Below are 16,982 nucleotides of genomic sequence, written 5' to 3'. Positions count from 1 at the left end.
GTAACGATGTCTGAGCAAATCAATCCTTTATGGAACCATTTTATTCGCGCCGTGCAGGAAGAAGTTAAACCTGCGCTGGGGTGTACAGAGCCTGTCTCACTGGCGCTGGCCTGTGCCATTGCCGCGGAACAACTTCCCGGTGAGGTCACGCAGATAGATGCGTGGGTGTCGCCAAACCTGATGAAAAACGGGCTTGGCGTTACGGTACCGGGAACAGGCATGGTCGGGCTACCTATTGCCGCAGCACTGGGCGCCATTGGCGGTAACGCGCAGGCCGGGCTGGAGGTGTTGAAAGATGCCTCAGGCGACGCGTTAGCAAAGGCAAAAGCACTGCTACAAGCCGGACGGGTACAGGTGAAGCTGCAAGAACCTTGCGATGAGATCCTTTATTCCCGCGCCTGCGTTCATGCTGGTAACACATCGGCAATGGTCACCATTGTCGGTGGGCATACCCGCGTCGTGGAGATCGTTTGTCAGGGCGAAACGCGCTTTGTCCTTAACGAGCTGTCCGGTGAGATGGGCGGCGATCCGCTGGCGGTGTTTTCGCACACCACGCTGTCGCAGATCGTCGAGTTTGTGGAGCAGGTACCGTTCGATGCGATCCGCTTTATCCTGGAAGCGGCACGTCTGAACGATGCGCTCTCTCGCGAAGGGTTAAGCGGAACGTGGGGGCTGCACATCGGTGCCACGCTGCATAAACAGCGCGCGCGAGGATGGATGGCGCAGGATATAGGTTCAGACATTGTTATCCGCACCAGTGCAGCTTCTGATGCCAGAATGGGGGGCGCAACGCTGCCGGCCATGAGCAACTCCGGTTCGGGCAATCAGGGGATCACCGCGACGATGCCGGTTGTGGTGGTGGCTGAGTATGTTCAGGCTGATGATGAACGTCTTGCCCGGGCATTGATGTTGTCACATCTGGCGGCCATTTATATCCATGACCAGCTTCCGCGCTTGTCGGCGCTGTGCGCTGCAACAACGGCGGCCATGGGCGCGGCGGCAGGAATGGCGTGGCTGATGGACGGGCGTTACCAGACGATTGCGATGGCCATCAGCAGCATGATCGGTGATGTCAGCGGGATTATCTGTGACGGAGCATCTAACAGTTGCGCGATGAAGGTATCAACCAGCGTCGGGAGCGCCTGGAAGGCGGTGATGATGGCGCTGGATGATTCAGCTGTGACAGGCAATGAAGGGATTGTCGCGCACGATGTTGAGCAGTCTATCGCTAATCTGTGCTCACTGGCGTGCCGCTCGATGCAGGCAACAGACCGGCAGATCATTGAGATAATGGCGAGTAAGGTATAGGTGTTTCCCCTCTCCTCCTGGAGGAGAGGGTTTTTACATCACACCGGCAAATCAATCAACAGCGCACGCAGCGGCGTATCGGCAACCAGCGTAATATTCGCTTCATCACGAATAAACGCTCCGTCGCCGCAGGTGAGCGCTTCTTTTTCTTCCGTGTGCGTCACCGCATGTACCGTGCCATGAATCGACTGCAAATAGGCGCGCGGGCCGTGAAGCTGGAAACTCGCCTGCTCACCTTTTTTCAGTTCAATATGGTGCAGCCACACTTGCTGGCGCAGTTGCAGACTGCCGTTGCTGCCATCAGGCGATGCAAGCAACTGCTGCTTTTCGCCCTTCAAATCTATCTTCTGTACCAGCGGATTTTCCCGCTCTGGGCAGGCATCCAGCCACAGCTGCATTCGGGTCAGCGTCTTGTCTTTGCTGAGGTTATGCTCGCTGTAACTAATGCCCGGCTGCGTTGAAATCAGCAACGCTTCGCCAGCCTTCGCCTGGACATGATTGCCCTCGCTGTCGCGGTATTCTGCCTCGCCTTCCAGGATCAGGTTCAGGATATCGACTTTCGGATACGTGCGCGGCTGGAAGGACGCGCCCGGGGCGAGCACTTCCTGATTCAATACGCGCAGTGATGCGTAACCGAGGAGTTTTGGGTCAAAGTAGTGTCCAAAGGAAAAGGTGTAGCGGGCCTGTAGCCAACCGAAATCAGCTTGTCCGCACTGTTTAGCTGTTCTTGTCGTAATCATAAACTTGACCTCTCTTTACACTAAAACAATGGTAAAGGTATGGACGCTTCATTGTTAGCCAGATATTCTGCCTGGTATGTTCAAATTTCCTGAATGAGAACGAGATGGCAAAAGAGAGAGCATTGACGCTTGAGGCGCTTCGCGTCATGGACGCGATTGACAGGCGTGGCAGCTTTGCCGCTGCGGCAGATGAACTGGGGCGCGTTCCGTCTGCGCTGAGTTACACCATGCAGAAGCTTGAAGAAGAGCTGGACGTGGTGTTATTCGATCGTTCCGGTCATAGAACAAAATTCACCAACGTTGGGCGGATGCTGCTGGAGCGTGGCCGCGTGCTGCTGGAAGCGGCCGATAAACTAACTACCGACGCCGAAGCGCTGGCGCGTGGCTGGGAAACGCATCTGACGCTGGTCACGGAAGCGTTAGTGCCAACTGAGGCGCTGTTCCCGCTGGTGGACCGCCTGGCGGATAAAGCCAACACCCAGTTGTCGATCATTACCGAAGTGCTGGCAGGGGCGTGGGAGCGTCTGGAAACGGGCAGGGCGGATATCGTGATTGCGCCGGATATGCACTTCCGTTCGTCGTCTGAAATCAACTCCCGTAAGCTCTACAGCGTGATGAACGTGTACGTGGCTGCACCCGACCACCCGATTCACCAGGAGCCGGAGCCGCTTTCTGAAGTGACGCGCGTGAAATATCGCGGTGTGGCGGTAGCGGATACCGCGCGTGAGCGCCCGGTATTAACGGTACAGCTGCTGGATAAACAGCCGCGTCTGACGGTGACATCGCTGGAAGATAAGCGCCAGGCACTGCTGGCTGGTCTGGGCGTGGCGACGATGCCTTATCCGTTTGTGGAAAAAGATATTGCCGAAGGACGGCTGCGCGTGGTGAGCCCGGAATACACCAGTGAGGTCGATATTATTATGGCGTGGCGCCGTGACAGCATGGGAGAAGCGAAGTCGTGGTGTTTGCGAGAAATACCGAAGCTGTTTGCCCACTACAATAAATAAGCGTGTAGGCCCGGTAAGCGTAAACGCCACCGGGCCTTAATTTATGCGCCGATCTTAGGATCGGGACCAAAGCGGTTTTCACCCGGCGTGCCGCTTTGACAGTTAAAGATCAGAATCACCAGCCAGCCGATAATTGGGATCAACAGCAGCAGTAGCCACCAGGCCGAACGGTCGGTGTCATGCAGCCGACGAAACAGCACGGCCCATGATGGCAGCAGAACCAACAGGCCATAAATTGTAGTGAGAACGCCTTCACCGCCAGCCCGTTCCCAGCCGAGAATTTTATCGACAATGCCCAGCACCATGATCAGGATGAAGTTCACCAGAACGAACATCCAGTATTCTTTGCGGCGGGCACGGCCACCAAATCCAATGTAGTTGCGCAGTACTTTTAAATACCAGTCCATTTTTTCCTTGCCTCAATGATCGGTCAATCACTTGTTTTCTAAGCAATCAAAGTAAGGATAGATGGATATTGTGAATTAAAAAAGGGCATCTATTGATGCCCTTAATGTTTATCCAAAACGCACATCTCGCCCGTGCGGTTCATCCAGATCCTGCCACGGGCCGATGGAGATAATGCCCGTTGGGTTAATGGTCTTGTGGCTGCGGAAATAGTGGGTGCGGATATGGCCGAAATCGACCGTTTCAGCAATGCCCGGCATCTGGTAGATGTCACGCAGGAAACCGTACAGGTTCAGGTAGTCACTGATGCGGTGCTTGTCGCACTTAAAGTGGGTGACATACACCGGATCAAAACGCACCAGGGTTGTCCACAGGCGGATGTCTGCTTCCGTCAGGCGATCGCCCGTCAGGTAGCGATGCTGACCGAGGATCTGCTCCAGACGCTCCAGCGATGTGAAGACGTTCGCGACTGCTTCGTCATAGGCTTCCTGACTGGTGGCAAAACCGGCTTTGTAGACACCGTTGTTCACGTTGTCGTAGATCCAGCTGTTCAGCTCATCAATTTTATCGCGCAGCTCAACCGGATAGTAATCACCGGCGCGGGCGCCGTGCGCATCAAACGCGGTGTTGAACATACGGATGATTTCGGCAGACTCATTGCTGACAATCGTCTGGTTTTTCTTGTCCCAGAGCACCGGTACGGTGACGCGGCCGGTATAGTGCGGATCTGCGCGCAGATACAGCTGGTACAGAAAATCGTGATGGTAAAGGTTGTCACCCGTTGCGGCAGGAAAATCGCTGTCGAATGTCCAGCCGTTTTCCAGCATCAGCGGATTGACAACTGAGACAGGCAGTAATGATTCCAGACCTTTGAGTTTACGCACAATCAGCGTACGGTGCGCCCACGGGCAGGCGAGTGAAACGTAGAGATGATAACGGTCTTTTTCGGCGGCAAAACCCCCTTCGCCACTGGGGCCTGGCGCGCCATCGGCGGTCAGCCAGTTACGGAAGGCCGAAACAGAGCGCTTGAAGCGTCCTCCGGTGGATTTAGTGTCATACCAGACATCCTGCCAGACGCCGTCTACGAGTTGTCCCATTTTTTCCTCCTCCGTCAGATAGCAAAAGCGAGGAGATATCTCCTCGCTTTTTTAAGTCAGTATAGCGTGCTTACCACTTCTTATTCAGAACGCGGTCGATGCTGAATGCGCCTGGACCGGTCACAGCCAACAGCAGGAAGCCGCCAGCGATAGTCAGGTTTTTCATGAACATCAGGGAGTTCACGCCTTCCGCAAAGTTGCTGTGGAAGATAAATGCTGTCAGCAGGGTGAAGCCCGCAGTAAACAGTGCAGTGGTACGGGTCAGGAAGCCGAACAGTACTGCCAGGCCGCCGCCGAACTCAAGCAAAATGGTCAGTGGCAGCAGGAACCCCGGCACGCCCATTGCTTCCATATACTGTTGTGTACCCGCATAACCGGTGATTTTGCCCCAACCTGCGGTGATGAACAGAATTGGCATCAGGATACGCGCTACCAGTACACCAACATCTTCTAATTTTTTCATTTTACTCTCCAGGAAACCACATGAGCGGCTGATCTTTATTTGTGTGCAAATTCGGGTAGATACCGCGTCTTTGCTGTCGATGGAGAGAATCATAAACGTGACGAATGACAATTGTTAGCAAGGAAAACTGTCAATCTTTATCAAAGATATTGAGTAAGTGTGGGGAGGGATTTTTGCCGGGTGGCGCTGCGCTTACCCGGCCTACGGATAAAATGTAGGCCGGGTAAGGCACAGCCGCCACCCGGCGAGGAGGCTAGCGTAACTGCTGCTGCCGCAACGTTGCTTTCACCAGACGCCATGCGCTCCAGACACCAAAGCCGCGACGCGTCCAGCGAATCAGCTTGCTGGGATGGCGCACACCCCAGATTGCCATCACGCTGCTACCAACCAGCACCCATGAACGCAGGTTCAGGAAGGTATTCCAGCCACGATCCAGCGGGCGCGTTGCATCCACCCAGTCACGACGACTGGCGGACAGATCCAGCCGTTGCTGCTGGATCTGGCTTAACAGAAACGCTTTTCGCTGCCTGAGCTCGGTTTTGCTGCTCATGGTTTGTCGTCCTCCAGCAGCGTGCGGTCGGCGGCAAGCTCCTGGCGGGTATGACGCAGCAACGTGGATTTGCGTGCTTTTCGCAGCGTCCAGATACCGCCTATCACAGCACCCAGCAGCAACACCACGGTGGTCGCAATCATGGCGTTAAGACGATACTGCGGATCGACAACCCAGATAACCAGCACCAGCAGGCTCATCAGGCCAAATGCGGCAAAGAGGAGGGTAAGACCTAGCATCAGCAGGATCTGGAAGATATTGGCTTTCTCTTCTTCCAGTTCAACCACTGCCAGACGAATGCGCGTTTCAGCGATACCGACGAGGGTGGTTAACATCCGCTGCCCGATGCCAATGATGTTCTTTGCCGGACCTTCAGTATGACGATTGTCTTCCATAATCAACGACGCGTGAGCAGGACACCCAGAACCACACCAACAGCGGCACCAATGCCTACACCGGTCCATGGGTTATCGCGAACGTATTCATCAGCGCGTGCTGCCGCTTCACGGGTCTGCTTCGCCAGCGCATCACCGGTTTCACCCAGGCGGGTACGGCTCTCTTTCAATGCTTGCTCAGCTTTGCTGCGCAGCTTGCTGACTTCTTCCTTTGATTTATCGGTAGAGGAATTCAGCACTTCTTCCAGGGTATCCGCCAGGGATTTCAACTCAGCGCGCAGGTTTTCTGACGTAGTATCTTTTGACATGATTTTCTCCTGTGAGACTTCCGTTAACTCAATAATCGCGGGATTCCAGCGCTTTCAGTTCTTCTTGCGCTTCTTTCAGTTTCTTCTCGCGTTTGGCAATTTTATCCGCATCCCCTTTCTCTTTCGCTTCCTGAAGATCCTGACGGCGCTCTGCTACTTCTTCCTTTTGCTCCGTGATTTTCTTCTGGTGGCTTGCGCGAAGCTCCTTGTCGGAACAGTTAGCTTTCACTTCGCTAAGCGCTTTTTTCAAGCCATTGATTCGGTTCTGATTGTTATGCTTTTCGGCATAACTGATTTCACGCTGAATGTCTTTCTCCTTCTCCAGACACAGAGAGGTGGCGAAAGAGGCTGTGCTTAATGAAAAAAGGGCCAGAGCCAGGGCGATGCGGTATTTCATTATTGGAACCTTCCATTGTTTGCAGCACGTCCGGGGAGTGTGCTGATGTCCAAAGTCATGCGGAGAACATAGATATGATGCTCCGCGTACTTAAGCATAGTAAGTAAACGGGGTAATCACCAAAGTGAGTGAAAAGATTCAGAATCCTGGAAATTATCCAAACCGGTGCGATGTGTCGCGCAGAAGAGACAACCAGGCTGCTGGCTGGCTGTTATCTTCCTGCTGGGCAATGATGTATCCGTGCGGCAACGTTCTGTCGAGCACGGCTTTGGCTGCTGCGCTTTGCGCACTGGAATCAAATTTAATCAGTAAAACATCATCTTGTGGCGTGATGCTCTTGAAGCGGATCCCGTTTGCATCCAGGTGATGCCAGATGGAAAAACCGTCTGGCACGCTGGCTCCCTGATTCACCGGCCGGATTGCCAGTGTGGATTCCTGGTGCTGGAGCGCCGTCCATACCAGCAGCATCGCGCTGATGAATACCAGCACAATCAATGCGTAAGACAAGCGGCGCAGGGATAACGGTGAAATGACCATCGTTAGCCCTTGGCCCCGTATTTTTTCTTCCACAGGACAACCAGCGAACCGACCAGACCAAAGACCAGCAGCACAACCGGCAGCAGCATCAGGCAGGACATTAACTGGTCTTCATATTTCATAAACACAGGCGTTTTGCCAAGTGCATAGCCTAACGTTGTCAGGATCAGTACCCACAGCAGGCCACTCATCCAGTTAAAGAACTGGAAGCGTGCGCTGCTCAGGCCGGAGAGCCCGGCGATGGTTGGCAATAAGGTGCGCACAAACGCAATGAAGCGGCCAATCAGCAGCGCTGAAAGCCCATGTTTGTGGAACAGGTGGTGCGCCCGCTGGTGGTAATGCGCCGGCAGATGCGAAAGCCAGTTTTGCACGATGCGCGTATTACCCAGCCATCGTCCCTGGATATAGCTCACCCAGCAGCCGAGGCTTGCAGCAATGGTTAATAACAGGACGGTCTGGGGGAATGCCATTGCGCCTTTGGCACAAAGCACGCCGACCAACACTAACAGACTGTCGCCAGGCAGGAAGGCGGCAGGAAGCAATCCATTTTCAAGAAACAGGATCATAAACAAAACGAAATAGAGCATCCCAATCATGGACGGATTGGCCAGCGTTTCGAAGTCCTGGGCCCATAAGGCATGTAGTAGTTGGGTCAAAAGTTCCATTCAGTGTTCCTGGAAATCGGTTAACGTCACGCCTGTTATCCGGGAAAAACAGTACGGCGACATTTTTATGATTTCATTATGGTCGCTCGCGGACACATTGTGGTGGCCAGAACTGTTCCCTGTTAAATGGCTGGTTAGCAAGCACTAACTTACAAGAAAGCAAATTGAATCCAATTGTAACAAAGCCCAACGTTCTGCGTCACAGATTTTGCATGGGGCGGAGTGATTTTGGCTTAAGCCATGAAGGTGAGCGAGGGGATTTACAAAGGCTGACACTATATATGTTTTGCTTACCCACCTGCGCCGGAAGGCGCAGCGAAGCGCCTGCCAGCGGAAAGGGAAACTATTTTGCGAGATTGGCTGCCGTATCGAGGTGAACGACAGGATTATCAGCAAAAAGATAGCGATCGGCGTTAAATTCGAAGTCATCACTGGTTTCGTTAAACAGCATCTGCTTGGTATTTTCCAGGTGCTGCCACATGGCCAGTTTTGCCGCGTGCGGGTCTTTACGAATCAGCGCTTTAAGAATTTGGTCGTGGTCGTCACACCAGTTATCCACGGTGCGCAAATCGATGTGATCGTGCAGTTTCTTCCAGTACGGGTTGTGAACGCGCTGAGTCCACATTTTTTCAACAATTGCCGCCAGGGCGGTGTTTTGCGTAGCCAGCGCAACCTGAACATGGAACTGCAAATCCCATTCTGAATCGCGGAAGCATTTTTCCTTACGCGCATTCTCCTGAATTTCCATCAGCTTCATGATGTCCTGCTTGGTCACCTGTGTGGCGGCAAATTCGGCAATATTACTTTCGATCAGCTGACGCGCCTGAAGCAGCTCAAACGGCCCGTAGCTGGCGAACTCCAGACTTTCGTCCGGCACCGGGGAGTGTTTTGGCTGGTTGGAAATCACATGAATACCGGAGCCTTTGCGTACCTCAACATAGCCTTCGACTTCCAGCATGATGATTGCTTCACGCACCACCGTGCGGCTCACGCTTTTTTCATCAGCAATAAAGCGCTCAGCGGGGAGTTTATCACCGACAAGATAGACACCTTGCTCGATGCGATCTTTCAGCTCGGCAGCAAGTTGCTGATATAAACGACGTGATTCGGTGATTTCCATATGCGCTCCAGGCAGGGTACGACGGATTATTTGTTATACCACTTTTGCGAGCCAGTCTCCAGATTTCGCCATGAAAAAAGCCGCAACTGAGCGGCCTTTAAATGCCCGGCGGCGCTTCGCTTGCGCGGGCCTACGGGTTTTGTAGGCCGGGTAAGGCGAAGCCGCCACCCGGCACAACTGCATCACCGCTAATTTTGCGTTGCGGGTCCCCCAACGGACTCTTTTTGTAGCTCCTCTGCCGATTTGCTTTTCAGCACCGTCCAGATAACCACCGCACCCAGCAGGTCGAAGATAGCCAGCACAGCGAACAGTGGGCTAAAGCCGATAGTGTCAGCCAGTGCACCAACCACCAGAGCAAACAGGGTACTTGCAGTCCAGGCGGCCATACCGGTCAGGCCGTTTGCGGTAGCAACTTCGTTACGACCAAAGACGTCTGATGAGAGCGTAATCAGTGCGCCAGACAGGGACTGGTGAGCAAAGCCACCAATACAAAGAAGACCAATTGCTACGTATGGGCTGGTGAACAGGCCGATCATACCTGGGCCAATCATCAGCAGCGCGCCCATGGTAACCACCATTTTTCGGGAGACAATCAGGTTCACACCAAACCAGCGCTGGAACAGAGGTGGCAGGTAACCCCCCACGATACAACCCAGGTCAGCGAACAGCATTGGCATCCAGGCGAACATCGCGATCTCTTTCAGGTTAAAGCCATACACTTTAAACATGAACAGTGGGATCCAGGCGTTAAACGTACCCCAGGCTGGTTCTGCCAGGAAGCGTGGCAGTGCGATACCCCAGAACTGACGGGTGCCCAGAATCTGCCAGACAGACATTTTTTTGCCGTTGTTAGTCTGGTGCTGAGATTCCTGACCGCCAATGATGTAATCACGTTCTTCAGTAGACAGTTTTTTCTGGTCACGTGGGTGTTTATAGAAAATCAGCCACGCCATTGCCCATGCAAAGCTCAGTACACCAGAGATGATGAACGCCATCTGCCAGCTGTGCATCACGATAGCCCAGACTACCAGTGGCGGAGCAATCATCGCGCCAATAGAAGAACCGACGTTAAAGTAACCGACAGCAATAGAACGTTCTTTTGCCGGGAACCACTCGGAGCTGGCTTTCAGGCCTGCCGGGATCATGGCGGCTTCTGCTGCACCTACCGCACCGCGCGCCAGTGCCAGACCGCCCCAGCTGCCTGCCAGTGCTGTTGCACCGCAGAAAATCGCCCATGCAACAGCGAAGAACGCATAACCGATTTTAGTACCCAGAATATCAAGAACATAACCTGCTACAGGCTGCATTACGGTGTAAGCCGCGGAGTAAGCAGCAATGATGTAAGAGTATTGCTGTGTGGAGATATGCAATTCTTCCATCAACGTAGGAGCCGCTGCTGCCACGGTGTTACGTGTCAGGTAGCCCAGCACGGTGCCCAACGTCACCAGTGCAATCATGTACCAACGTAACCCTTTAATTTTACGCATGTAAAACCTCATCGTTATGTTATTTCCGTGCCGGAGCACGGCAACCTCTCAACCGTTGCCGGGAGCTGTTGTGTAACGGGAGGGGCGTAACCGGGATAATTTCCCGGAACGGCCCGAACCTTGCCATAAGTAATCGTGCATAAGTCGGTATCCGTACCGTTAAATCCGATGCTTTTCACACCAGTAATGCATTCCGTCGGCTAATTGTTTGCGACGGCGAAAAGATAACTTGTCATACAACTTTAAAAGGTGAGTGACATCACAAAAGTGTGATTCTTTGTAGGGACATTATCTTCTGCACGCAAAGCCAGATACGGCGCGGGCTGCGAGAGGGTTTACTCCGTTGAGGGTATTTTATTTGTTGACGTTTATTGATCTAACTCACGAAAAAAACTTCGGCCTCTGGAAATTGGTGTGATAACTTTGCAGCATCTGAACATAAGCTTTTTGACGCACTCGTTAAGAGGAAGACGATAAATGACTCCGTTTATGACTGAAGATTTTCTGCTAGATACTGAATTTGCTCGCCGGCTGTACCACGACTACGCAAAAGACCAGCCAATTTTCGACTATCACTGCCATTTACCACCGCAGCAGGTTGCCGAAAATTATCGTTTCAAAAACCTGTATGACATCTGGCTGAAGGGTGACCACTACAAATGGCGCGCAATGCGCACCAATGGTGTGGCTGAGCGCCTGTGTACCGGCGACGCGACTGACCGCGAGAAGTTTGACGCATGGGCAGCGACCGTGCCGCACACCATCGGCAACCCGTTATACCACTGGACGCACCTCGAGCTGCGTCGTCCGTTTGGTATCACCGGCAAACTGCTCTCCCCAACCACGGCGGATGAAATCTGGAACCAGTGCAACGAACTGCTGGCGCAGGATAAGTTTTCCGCACGCGGCATCATGAAACAGATGAACGTGAAGATGGTAGGTACTACTGACGATCCAATCGACTCACTGGAGCATCACGCCGTTGTGGCGAAAGACACCTCTTTCGATATCAAAGTGCTGCCAAGCTGGCGCCCGGATAAAGCGTTCAACATTGAACTGGCAACCTTCAACGACTACATGGCGAAGCTGGCGGAAGTGTCTGATACCGACATTCGTCGTTTCACTGACCTGCAAACGGCCCTGACCAAACGTCTGGATCACTTTGCTGCACACGGCTGTAAGGTGTCTGACCACGCGCTTGATGTGGTGCTGTTCGCGGAGTCAAACGAAGCCGAGCTGGATAGCATCCTGGCGCGTCGTCTGTCCGGTGAGACATTAAGCGAGCACGAAGTGGCTCAGTTTAAAACAGCGGTACTGGTGTTCCTCGGCGCAGAATATGCCCGTCGCGGTTGGGTTCAGCAGTATCACATTGGCGCGCTGCGTAATAACAACCTGCGTCAGTTCAAACTGCTGGGCGCGGATGTGGGCTTTGACTCCATCAACGACCGTCCGCTGGCGGAAGAGCTGTCCAAACTGCTGAGCAAACAGAACGAACAGAATCTGCTGCCTAAAACCATCCTGTACTGCCTGAACCCGCGCGATAACGAAGTGCTGGGCACCATGATCGGTAACTTCCAGGGCGAAGGGATGCCAGGCAAGATGCAGTTCGGTTCCGGCTGGTGGTTCAACGACCAGAAAGACGGCATGGAGCGTCAGATGACGCAACTGGCGCAACTGGGTCTGTTAAGCCGTTTTGTCGGGATGCTGACCGACAGCCGCAGCTTCCTGTCCTATACCCGTCACGAATATTTCCGCCGCATTCTGTGCCAGATGATTGGCCGTTGGGTGGCTGCGGGTGAAGCACCGGCGGATATTCAGCTGCTGGGCGAAATGGTGAAAAACATCTGCTTTAACAATGCGCGTGACTACTTCGCCATTGAACTGAACTAAGGCCGTTTGAGGTTGATATGCAATACATCAAAATCCATTCGCTGGATAACGTTGTCGTAGCACTGGCGGATCTGACCGAAGGTACCGACGTGACTGTTGAAAATGAGACCGTCACGTTGCGTCAGGCGATATCACGTGGGCACAAATTTGCCATACGTCCTATCGCGAAAGGTGAAAACGTCGTGAAGTACGGTTTGCCTATTGGTCATGCGCTGGCGGATATTGCGCCGGGTGAACATATTCATTCCCACAATACCCGCACCAATCTGAGCGATCTGGACGAGTATAGCTATCAACCTGAATCCCCGGCGGACATCGGGCAGGCGGCAGATCGCGACGTACAGATTTACCGCCGTGCCAACGGTGACGTGGGGATCCGCAATGAACTGTGGATCCTCCCGACGGTGGGCTGTGTTAACGGGATCGCGCGGCAAATCCAGACGCGTTTCCTGAAAGAAACCAACGATGCCGAAGGCACCGATGGTGTGCACCTGTTTAGCCATACCTACGGGTGTTCACAGTTAGGCGACGATCATATTAATACCCGTACCATGCTGCAAAACATGGTACGCCACCCGAATGCGGGCGCGGTACTGGTGATTGGCCTGGGGTGTGAAAACAACCAGGTGGATGCCTTCCGCGAAACGCTGGGCGAGTTTGATCCTGAGCGCGTGCACTTTATGGTGTGCCAGCACCAGGACGATGAAGTGGAAGCAGGGCTTGAGCAGCTGCATCAGCTGTATGAAGTGATGCGCCACGACAAACGCGAACCAGGCAAACTGAGCGAGCTGAAATTCGGGCTTGAGTGCGGCGGATCTGATGGCCTGTCCGGTATCACTGCGAACCCAATGCTGGGCCGCTTCTCGGATTACATGATCGCCAACGGTGGCACCACCGTGCTGACCGAAGTGCCAGAAATGTTTGGTGCTGAACGTATTCTGATGAGCCATTGCCGCGACGAAGAGACGTTTGAAAAAACCGTCACCATGGTGAACGACTTCAAACAGTACTTCATTGCGCACAACCAGCCGATTTACGAGAACCCATCGCCGGGCAACAAAGCGGGCGGGATCACCACGCTGGAAGAAAAATCGCTCGGCTGTACCCAGAAAGCAGGGGCAAGCCAGGTGGTTGACGTGCTGCGCTATGGCGAACGCCTGAAAACCCACGGTCTGAACCTGCTTAGCGCACCGGGTAACGATGCGGTAGCAACCAGCGCGCTGGCCGGAGCAGGCTGTCACATGGTGCTGTTCAGTACTGGCCGCGGTACACCGTACGGTGGCTTTGTGCCAACGGTGAAAATTGCCACCAACAGCGAGCTGGCGGCGAAGAAAAAACACTGGATCGACTTCGATGCCGGCCAGCTGATCCATGGCAAAGCAATGCCGCAGCTGCTGAACGAATTCGTTGATACCATTGTGGACTTCGCTAACGGCAAGCAGACCTGTAACGAGAAAAACGACTTCCGCGAGCTGGCGATATTCAAAAGCGGCGTCACGCTGTAAGTCATTATGCTTTAAATCCGAAACGGCGTTTCATATAATGAAGCGCCGTTTCTTTTTGCCTGAACACAGGACTCCTTCATGAGCGCGTATTGGCTGGCCCAGGGCGTTGGCGTCATCGCCTTTCTGATTGGTATCACCACCTTTATCAATCGCGACGAGCGGAAATTCAAAATCCAGCTTTCGGTTTACAGTGCTGTTATCGGCGTGCACTTCTTTCTGATGGGCGCATTTCCGGCAGGCTCAAGCGCCATGCTCAACACCGTGCGTACGCTCATTACGTTGCGCACCCGCAGCCTGTGGGTGATGGCGGTGTTTATTGTGCTGACCGGGGGAATCGGGCTGGCGAAGTTTCATCATCCGGTAGAGCTGCTACCGGTGATTGGCACCATTGTCAGTACCTGGGCGCTGTTTCGCAGTAAAGGCCTGACGATGCGCTGTGTGATCTGGTGTTCAACCTGTTGCTGGGTGATCCACAACTTCTGGCTTGGGTCGATTGGCGGGACATTAATTGAAGGCAGTTTTCTCATCATGAACGGGCTGAACATCATTCGTTTCTGGCGAATGCAGCAGCGCGGTATCGATCCGTTTAAAGTGGAAAACCAGGTGCAGGAAGAGAGCCCCTCCGTCCGCTGACGGAAGGGCTGACAGATTAGTTACGCAGGGCATTTTTCGCTAAGCGTGCGTCTTCCGCCTGACATACGGCCGCGGTAAACATCACATCGGTGGAGGAGTTGATCGCGGTTTCGCAGGAGTCCTGCAACACGCCAATGATGAAACCAACGGCGACAACCTGCATGGCAATCTCGTTCGGAATGCCAAACATATTACAGGCCAGCGGGATCAGCAGCAGCGAACCACCCGCCACGCCAGAAGCCCCGCACGCGCAAAGTGCAGCCACCACGCTCAACAGCAGTGCCGTCGGTAAATCTACCGGAATACCCAGCGTATGGACTGCCGCCAGGGTCAGAACCGTGATGGTGATTGCCGCGCCCGCCATATTGACGGTCGCACCCAGTGGGATCGACACCGAGTAAGTATCACGGTCCAGATTCAGTTTTTCACACAGCGACATGTTTACCGGAATATTCGCGGCTGAGCTGCGGGTAAAGAAGGCGGTGACGCCGCTCTCACGCAGGCACATCAACACCAGCGGATAAGGGTTACGGCGCGTCTGTAAGAACACCAGCAGCGGGTTAATCACCAGCGCCACCACGGCCATACAGCCAATCAGCACCAGCAGCAGCTGGGCATAACCCCACAGTGCGCCAAAACCGGTGGTTGCAAACGTTGAGGATACCAGGCCAAAAATACCAATCGGGGCAAAGCGGATCACCAGCGTCACGATAAAGGTCACGGCATTGGACACATCGTTAATCAGGTTTTTGGTGGTGTCATTGCTGTGACGCAGGGCAAAGCCAAGACCGACTGCCCACACCAGAATGCCGATGTAGTTAGCGTTAATCAGGGCATGGATAGGGTTAGCCACGACGCTCATCAACAGACCGTGCATCACCTCAACGATACCCGCAGGCGGCGTAACATCGGTTGCGCCGGTCGTTAACTGAAGCGTTGAAGGGAAGATGAAACTGACGACGACCGCAGTCAGCGCCGCCGAGAAAGTACCTAACAGGTACATCCACAGGATTGGGCGGATATTGGTTTTTTGTCCCTGCTGATGGTTGGCGATGGAAGCCATCACCAGGGTCAGGACCAGAATCGGCGCAACGGCTTTCAACGCGCCGACGAACAGGGTACCGAGCAGGCCGGTGGCCTCTGCGGCGGGTTTAGAGATCAGTGCCAGCGCAACACCCAGCACCAGGCCAACCAGTATTTGTTTAACAAGGCTGCCACGCGACAGGCGCGCAAACAGTCCAGATGATGATGTGGTCATGGAGATTCCTTAAGTGAAATTGCGTTCCATCCCGGATGTGCTCTAAGTCACATTTATGTCCGGATGTAAGTAAATGTTTGCCTGGTCGAGTATAGGGAAAGTGGCAGGGGAGGGAAGCGTAAAATGCTGGATTTTACGTGTTGCGTCATGTTTTTTAACTATTGATTAACGAAAGTGCCGGGTGGCGCTGTACCACCCGGCAAAACCACTACACCTGCTGCTTCTTATCGTGCTGGCGGTTAACCCAGGTGTTGATAATCAGCGTCACGATCAGAATGCCAAACACCACGCCAAGCGAAATGGCGATCGGGATATGGTAGAAATCGACAATCAGCATCTTGATACCGATAAACACCAGGATCACCGACAGACCGTATTTCAGCATTGAGAAACGTTCCGCCGCGCCTGCCAGCAGGAAGTACATCGCACGCAGGCCGAGGATCGCGAACAGGTTAGAGGTCAGCACAATGAACGGGTCAGTGGTCACGGCGAAGATCGCCGGAATACTGTCTACCGCGAAGATAACGTCGCTCAGCTCAACCAGAATCAGCACCAGCAGTAGCGGAGTGGCAAACATCAGGCCATTTTTACGCACGAAGAAGTGTTCGCTCTCGATCTTGTCCGTCATGCGCAGATGCCCACGGATCCACTTCACCAGCGGACGATCGCCAATGGCGGAGCCGTCCTCTTTCGCCAGCGCCATTTTGATCCCGGTGAACAGCAGGAAGGCCCCGAAGACATACAGCAGCCATTCGAACTGGGTTATCAGCCAGCTACCAGCAAAGATCATGATGGTACGCAGAACGATCGCCCCCAGCACGCCGTATACCAGTACGCGGCGTTGCAATGCGGCAGGTACGGCGAAGTAGCTGAACAGCATCAGCCAGACGAAGACGTTATCCACCGCCAGGGCTTTTTCAATCAGATAGCCTGTGAGGAAGGCCAGCGCCTGAGGGTCGGCAACCGCGCGGCCTTCGGTTGAGGCCAGATACCACCAGAAGGCGGCACAGAACAGCAGGGAGAGGGTAACCCACACCAGCGACCAGGCCGCAGCCTGTTTGATGCTCATGCCGTGCGCGCCGCGACGGCCCTGCAAAAAGAGGTCGATTGCCAGCATGATGAGCACGACAACCGCGAATCCGCCCCACAACATTGGAGTGCCGACAGAATGCATACTATTTTCCTTACACATAAAAAACAAAAACGGCTATGGTCAG

The 16,982-nt window shown here is 53.9% G+C and carries 19 protein-coding genes; 5 read left to right on the top strand and 14 right to left on the bottom strand.

The annotated features are described in order from the left end of the window. Positions 1–6: 6 nt before the first annotated feature. A complete protein-coding gene (locus tag N1249_RS19450) occupies positions 7–1,308 on the top strand; it encodes a serine dehydratase subunit alpha family protein (protein WP_259832189.1) in 1,302 nt (433 codons plus the stop codon). Between the two features lie 38 nt (positions 1,309–1,346). On the opposite strand, the gene N1249_RS19445 is transcribed toward N1249_RS19450, so the two are convergent. After that, positions 1,347–2,048, bottom strand: a complete 702-nt coding sequence (locus N1249_RS19445) for a pirin family protein (RefSeq protein WP_259832187.1) — start codon at positions 2,046–2,048, stop codon at positions 1,347–1,349. A gap of 104 nt (positions 2,049–2,152) precedes the next feature. Between N1249_RS19445 and yhaJ the strand changes: the two genes are divergently transcribed. Then, positions 2,153–3,055, top strand: a complete 903-nt coding sequence (yhaJ, locus tag N1249_RS19440; protein ID WP_259832184.1) for a DNA-binding transcriptional regulator YhaJ — start codon at positions 2,153–2,155, stop codon at positions 3,053–3,055. 41 nt (positions 3,056–3,096) lie between these two features. On the opposite strand, the gene N1249_RS19435 is transcribed toward yhaJ, so the two are convergent. The 11 genes from N1249_RS19435 to N1249_RS19385 all read right to left on the bottom strand — a co-directional run bounded on the left by N1249_RS19435 (position 3,097) and on the right by N1249_RS19385 (position 10,479). Next, positions 3,097–3,462, bottom strand: coding sequence for a DUF805 domain-containing protein (locus N1249_RS19435; protein WP_259832181.1), 366 nt, complete (start codon positions 3,460–3,462; stop codon positions 3,097–3,099). A gap of 108 nt (positions 3,463–3,570) precedes the next feature. Continuing rightward, the gene (locus N1249_RS19430) at positions 3,571–4,557 is read right to left on the bottom strand and encodes a glutathione S-transferase family protein (protein WP_259832178.1); all 987 of its coding nucleotides are present in this window, start codon (positions 4,555–4,557) and stop codon (positions 3,571–3,573) included. 70 nt (positions 4,558–4,627) lie between these two features. Beyond that, positions 4,628–5,020: a DoxX family protein gene (locus tag N1249_RS19425; RefSeq protein WP_014071850.1), complete on the bottom strand. Its 393-nt coding sequence runs from the start codon at positions 5,018–5,020 to the stop codon at positions 4,628–4,630. Positions 5,021–5,273: 253 nt separating this feature from the next. Continuing rightward, positions 5,274–5,570: a YqjK-like family protein gene (locus tag N1249_RS19420; RefSeq protein WP_259832175.1), complete on the bottom strand. Its 297-nt coding sequence runs from the start codon at positions 5,568–5,570 to the stop codon at positions 5,274–5,276. Continuing rightward, positions 5,567–5,965, bottom strand: coding sequence for a phage holin family protein (locus N1249_RS19415; RefSeq protein WP_259832172.1), 399 nt, complete (start codon positions 5,963–5,965; stop codon positions 5,567–5,569). Before N1249_RS19415 ends, N1249_RS19420 begins: the two co-directional genes overlap by 4 nt. A gap of 2 nt (positions 5,966–5,967) precedes the next feature. Continuing rightward, positions 5,968–6,273: a YqjD family protein gene (locus N1249_RS19410; protein WP_014071847.1), complete on the bottom strand. Its 306-nt coding sequence runs from the start codon at positions 6,271–6,273 to the stop codon at positions 5,968–5,970. 28 nt (positions 6,274–6,301) lie between these two features. Then, positions 6,302–6,670, bottom strand: a complete 369-nt coding sequence (locus tag N1249_RS19405; protein WP_259832171.1) for a DUF1090 domain-containing protein — start codon at positions 6,668–6,670, stop codon at positions 6,302–6,304. Between the two features lie 153 nt (positions 6,671–6,823). Next, positions 6,824–7,207, bottom strand: coding sequence for an EnvZ/OmpR regulon moderator MzrA (gene mzrA, locus N1249_RS19400; RefSeq protein ID WP_259832168.1), 384 nt, complete (start codon positions 7,205–7,207; stop codon positions 6,824–6,826). Positions 7,208–7,209: 2 nt separating this feature from the next. Beyond that, positions 7,210–7,872, bottom strand: a complete 663-nt coding sequence (yqjA, locus tag N1249_RS19395; protein WP_259832166.1) for a DedA family general envelope maintenance protein YqjA — start codon at positions 7,870–7,872, stop codon at positions 7,210–7,212. Positions 7,873–8,215: 343 nt separating this feature from the next. Further along, positions 8,216–8,992 carry a transcriptional regulator ExuR gene (exuR, locus tag N1249_RS19390; protein WP_014071843.1) on the bottom strand — a complete coding sequence of 259 codons (777 nt, stop codon included), beginning with the start codon at positions 8,990–8,992 and terminating at the stop codon, positions 8,216–8,218. A 188-nt stretch (positions 8,993–9,180) separates the two neighbouring features. Continuing rightward, complete coding sequence (locus N1249_RS19385) at positions 9,181–10,479, bottom strand: MFS transporter (protein ID WP_259832163.1); 1,299 nt, start codon at positions 10,477–10,479, stop codon at positions 9,181–9,183. A gap of 477 nt (positions 10,480–10,956) precedes the next feature. Here N1249_RS19385 and uxaC point away from each other — a divergent pair, with 477 nt between their 5' ends. From uxaC to N1249_RS19370, 3 genes are all read left to right on the top strand, one after another. Then, positions 10,957–12,369, top strand: coding sequence for a glucuronate isomerase (uxaC, locus tag N1249_RS19380; protein ID WP_259832162.1), 1,413 nt, complete (start codon positions 10,957–10,959; stop codon positions 12,367–12,369). Positions 12,370–12,386: 17 nt separating this feature from the next. Further along, complete coding sequence (locus N1249_RS19375) at positions 12,387–13,874, top strand: UxaA family hydrolase (protein WP_259832161.1); 1,488 nt, start codon at positions 12,387–12,389, stop codon at positions 13,872–13,874. A gap of 78 nt (positions 13,875–13,952) precedes the next feature. Continuing rightward, positions 13,953–14,507: a YgjV family protein gene (locus tag N1249_RS19370; RefSeq protein ID WP_259832160.1), complete on the top strand. Its 555-nt coding sequence runs from the start codon at positions 13,953–13,955 to the stop codon at positions 14,505–14,507. 16 nt (positions 14,508–14,523) lie between these two features. Here N1249_RS19370 and sstT read toward each other — a convergent pair whose 3' ends face one another. Further along, a complete protein-coding gene (gene sstT / locus N1249_RS19365; protein ID WP_259832159.1) occupies positions 14,524–15,765 on the bottom strand; it encodes a serine/threonine transporter SstT in 1,242 nt (413 codons plus the stop codon). A gap of 208 nt (positions 15,766–15,973) precedes the next feature. Then, positions 15,974–16,939, bottom strand: coding sequence for a TerC family protein (locus N1249_RS19360; RefSeq protein ID WP_259832153.1), 966 nt, complete (start codon positions 16,937–16,939; stop codon positions 15,974–15,976). Between the last annotated feature and the right edge of the window lie 43 nt (positions 16,940–16,982).

Origin of the sequence: Enterobacter sp. CP102 (assembly GCF_025152625.1) — a bacterium.
GTDB lineage: Bacteria > Pseudomonadota > Gammaproteobacteria > Enterobacterales > Enterobacteriaceae > Enterobacter > Enterobacter soli.
Note: the sequence above shows the minus strand (reverse complement) of the source record. Positions and strands in the feature narration are given on the sequence as shown.

Excerpts from the sequence above, each read along its gene's own strand:
- N1249_RS19450 (WP_259832189.1), top strand. The coding sequence starts at position 7 with ATGTCTGAGCAAATCAATCCTTTATGGAACCATTTTATTCGCGCCGTG.
- N1249_RS19445 (WP_259832187.1), bottom strand. The coding sequence starts at position 2,048 with ATGATTACGACAAGAACAGCTAAACAGTGCGGACAAGCTGATTTCGGT.
- yhaJ (WP_259832184.1), top strand. The coding sequence starts at position 2,153 with ATGGCAAAAGAGAGAGCATTGACGCTTGAGGCGCTTCGCGTCATGGAC.
- N1249_RS19435 (WP_259832181.1), bottom strand. The coding sequence starts at position 3,462 with ATGGACTGGTATTTAAAAGTACTGCGCAACTACATTGGATTTGGTGGC.
- N1249_RS19430 (WP_259832178.1), bottom strand. The coding sequence starts at position 4,557 with ATGGGACAACTCGTAGACGGCGTCTGGCAGGATGTCTGGTATGACACT.
- N1249_RS19425 (WP_014071850.1), bottom strand. The coding sequence starts at position 5,020 with ATGAAAAAATTAGAAGATGTTGGTGTACTGGTAGCGCGTATCCTGATG.
- N1249_RS19420 (WP_259832175.1), bottom strand. The coding sequence starts at position 5,570 with ATGAGCAGCAAAACCGAGCTCAGGCAGCGAAAAGCGTTTCTGTTAAGC.
- N1249_RS19415 (WP_259832172.1), bottom strand. The coding sequence starts at position 5,965 with ATGGAAGACAATCGTCATACTGAAGGTCCGGCAAAGAACATCATTGGC.
- N1249_RS19410 (WP_014071847.1), bottom strand. The coding sequence starts at position 6,273 with ATGTCAAAAGATACTACGTCAGAAAACCTGCGCGCTGAGTTGAAATCC.
- N1249_RS19405 (WP_259832171.1), bottom strand. The coding sequence starts at position 6,670 with ATGAAATACCGCATCGCCCTGGCTCTGGCCCTTTTTTCATTAAGCACA.
- mzrA (WP_259832168.1), bottom strand. The coding sequence starts at position 7,207 with ATGGTCATTTCACCGTTATCCCTGCGCCGCTTGTCTTACGCATTGATT.
- yqjA (WP_259832166.1), bottom strand. The coding sequence starts at position 7,872 with ATGGAACTTTTGACCCAACTACTACATGCCTTATGGGCCCAGGACTTC.
- exuR (WP_014071843.1), bottom strand. The coding sequence starts at position 8,992 with ATGGAAATCACCGAATCACGTCGTTTATATCAGCAACTTGCTGCCGAG.
- N1249_RS19385 (WP_259832163.1), bottom strand. The coding sequence starts at position 10,479 with ATGCGTAAAATTAAAGGGTTACGTTGGTACATGATTGCACTGGTGACG.
- uxaC (WP_259832162.1), top strand. The coding sequence starts at position 10,957 with ATGACTCCGTTTATGACTGAAGATTTTCTGCTAGATACTGAATTTGCT.
- N1249_RS19375 (WP_259832161.1), top strand. The coding sequence starts at position 12,387 with ATGCAATACATCAAAATCCATTCGCTGGATAACGTTGTCGTAGCACTG.
- N1249_RS19370 (WP_259832160.1), top strand. The coding sequence starts at position 13,953 with ATGAGCGCGTATTGGCTGGCCCAGGGCGTTGGCGTCATCGCCTTTCTG.
- sstT (WP_259832159.1), bottom strand. The coding sequence starts at position 15,765 with ATGACCACATCATCATCTGGACTGTTTGCGCGCCTGTCGCGTGGCAGC.
- N1249_RS19360 (WP_259832153.1), bottom strand. The coding sequence starts at position 16,939 with ATGCATTCTGTCGGCACTCCAATGTTGTGGGGCGGATTCGCGGTTGTC.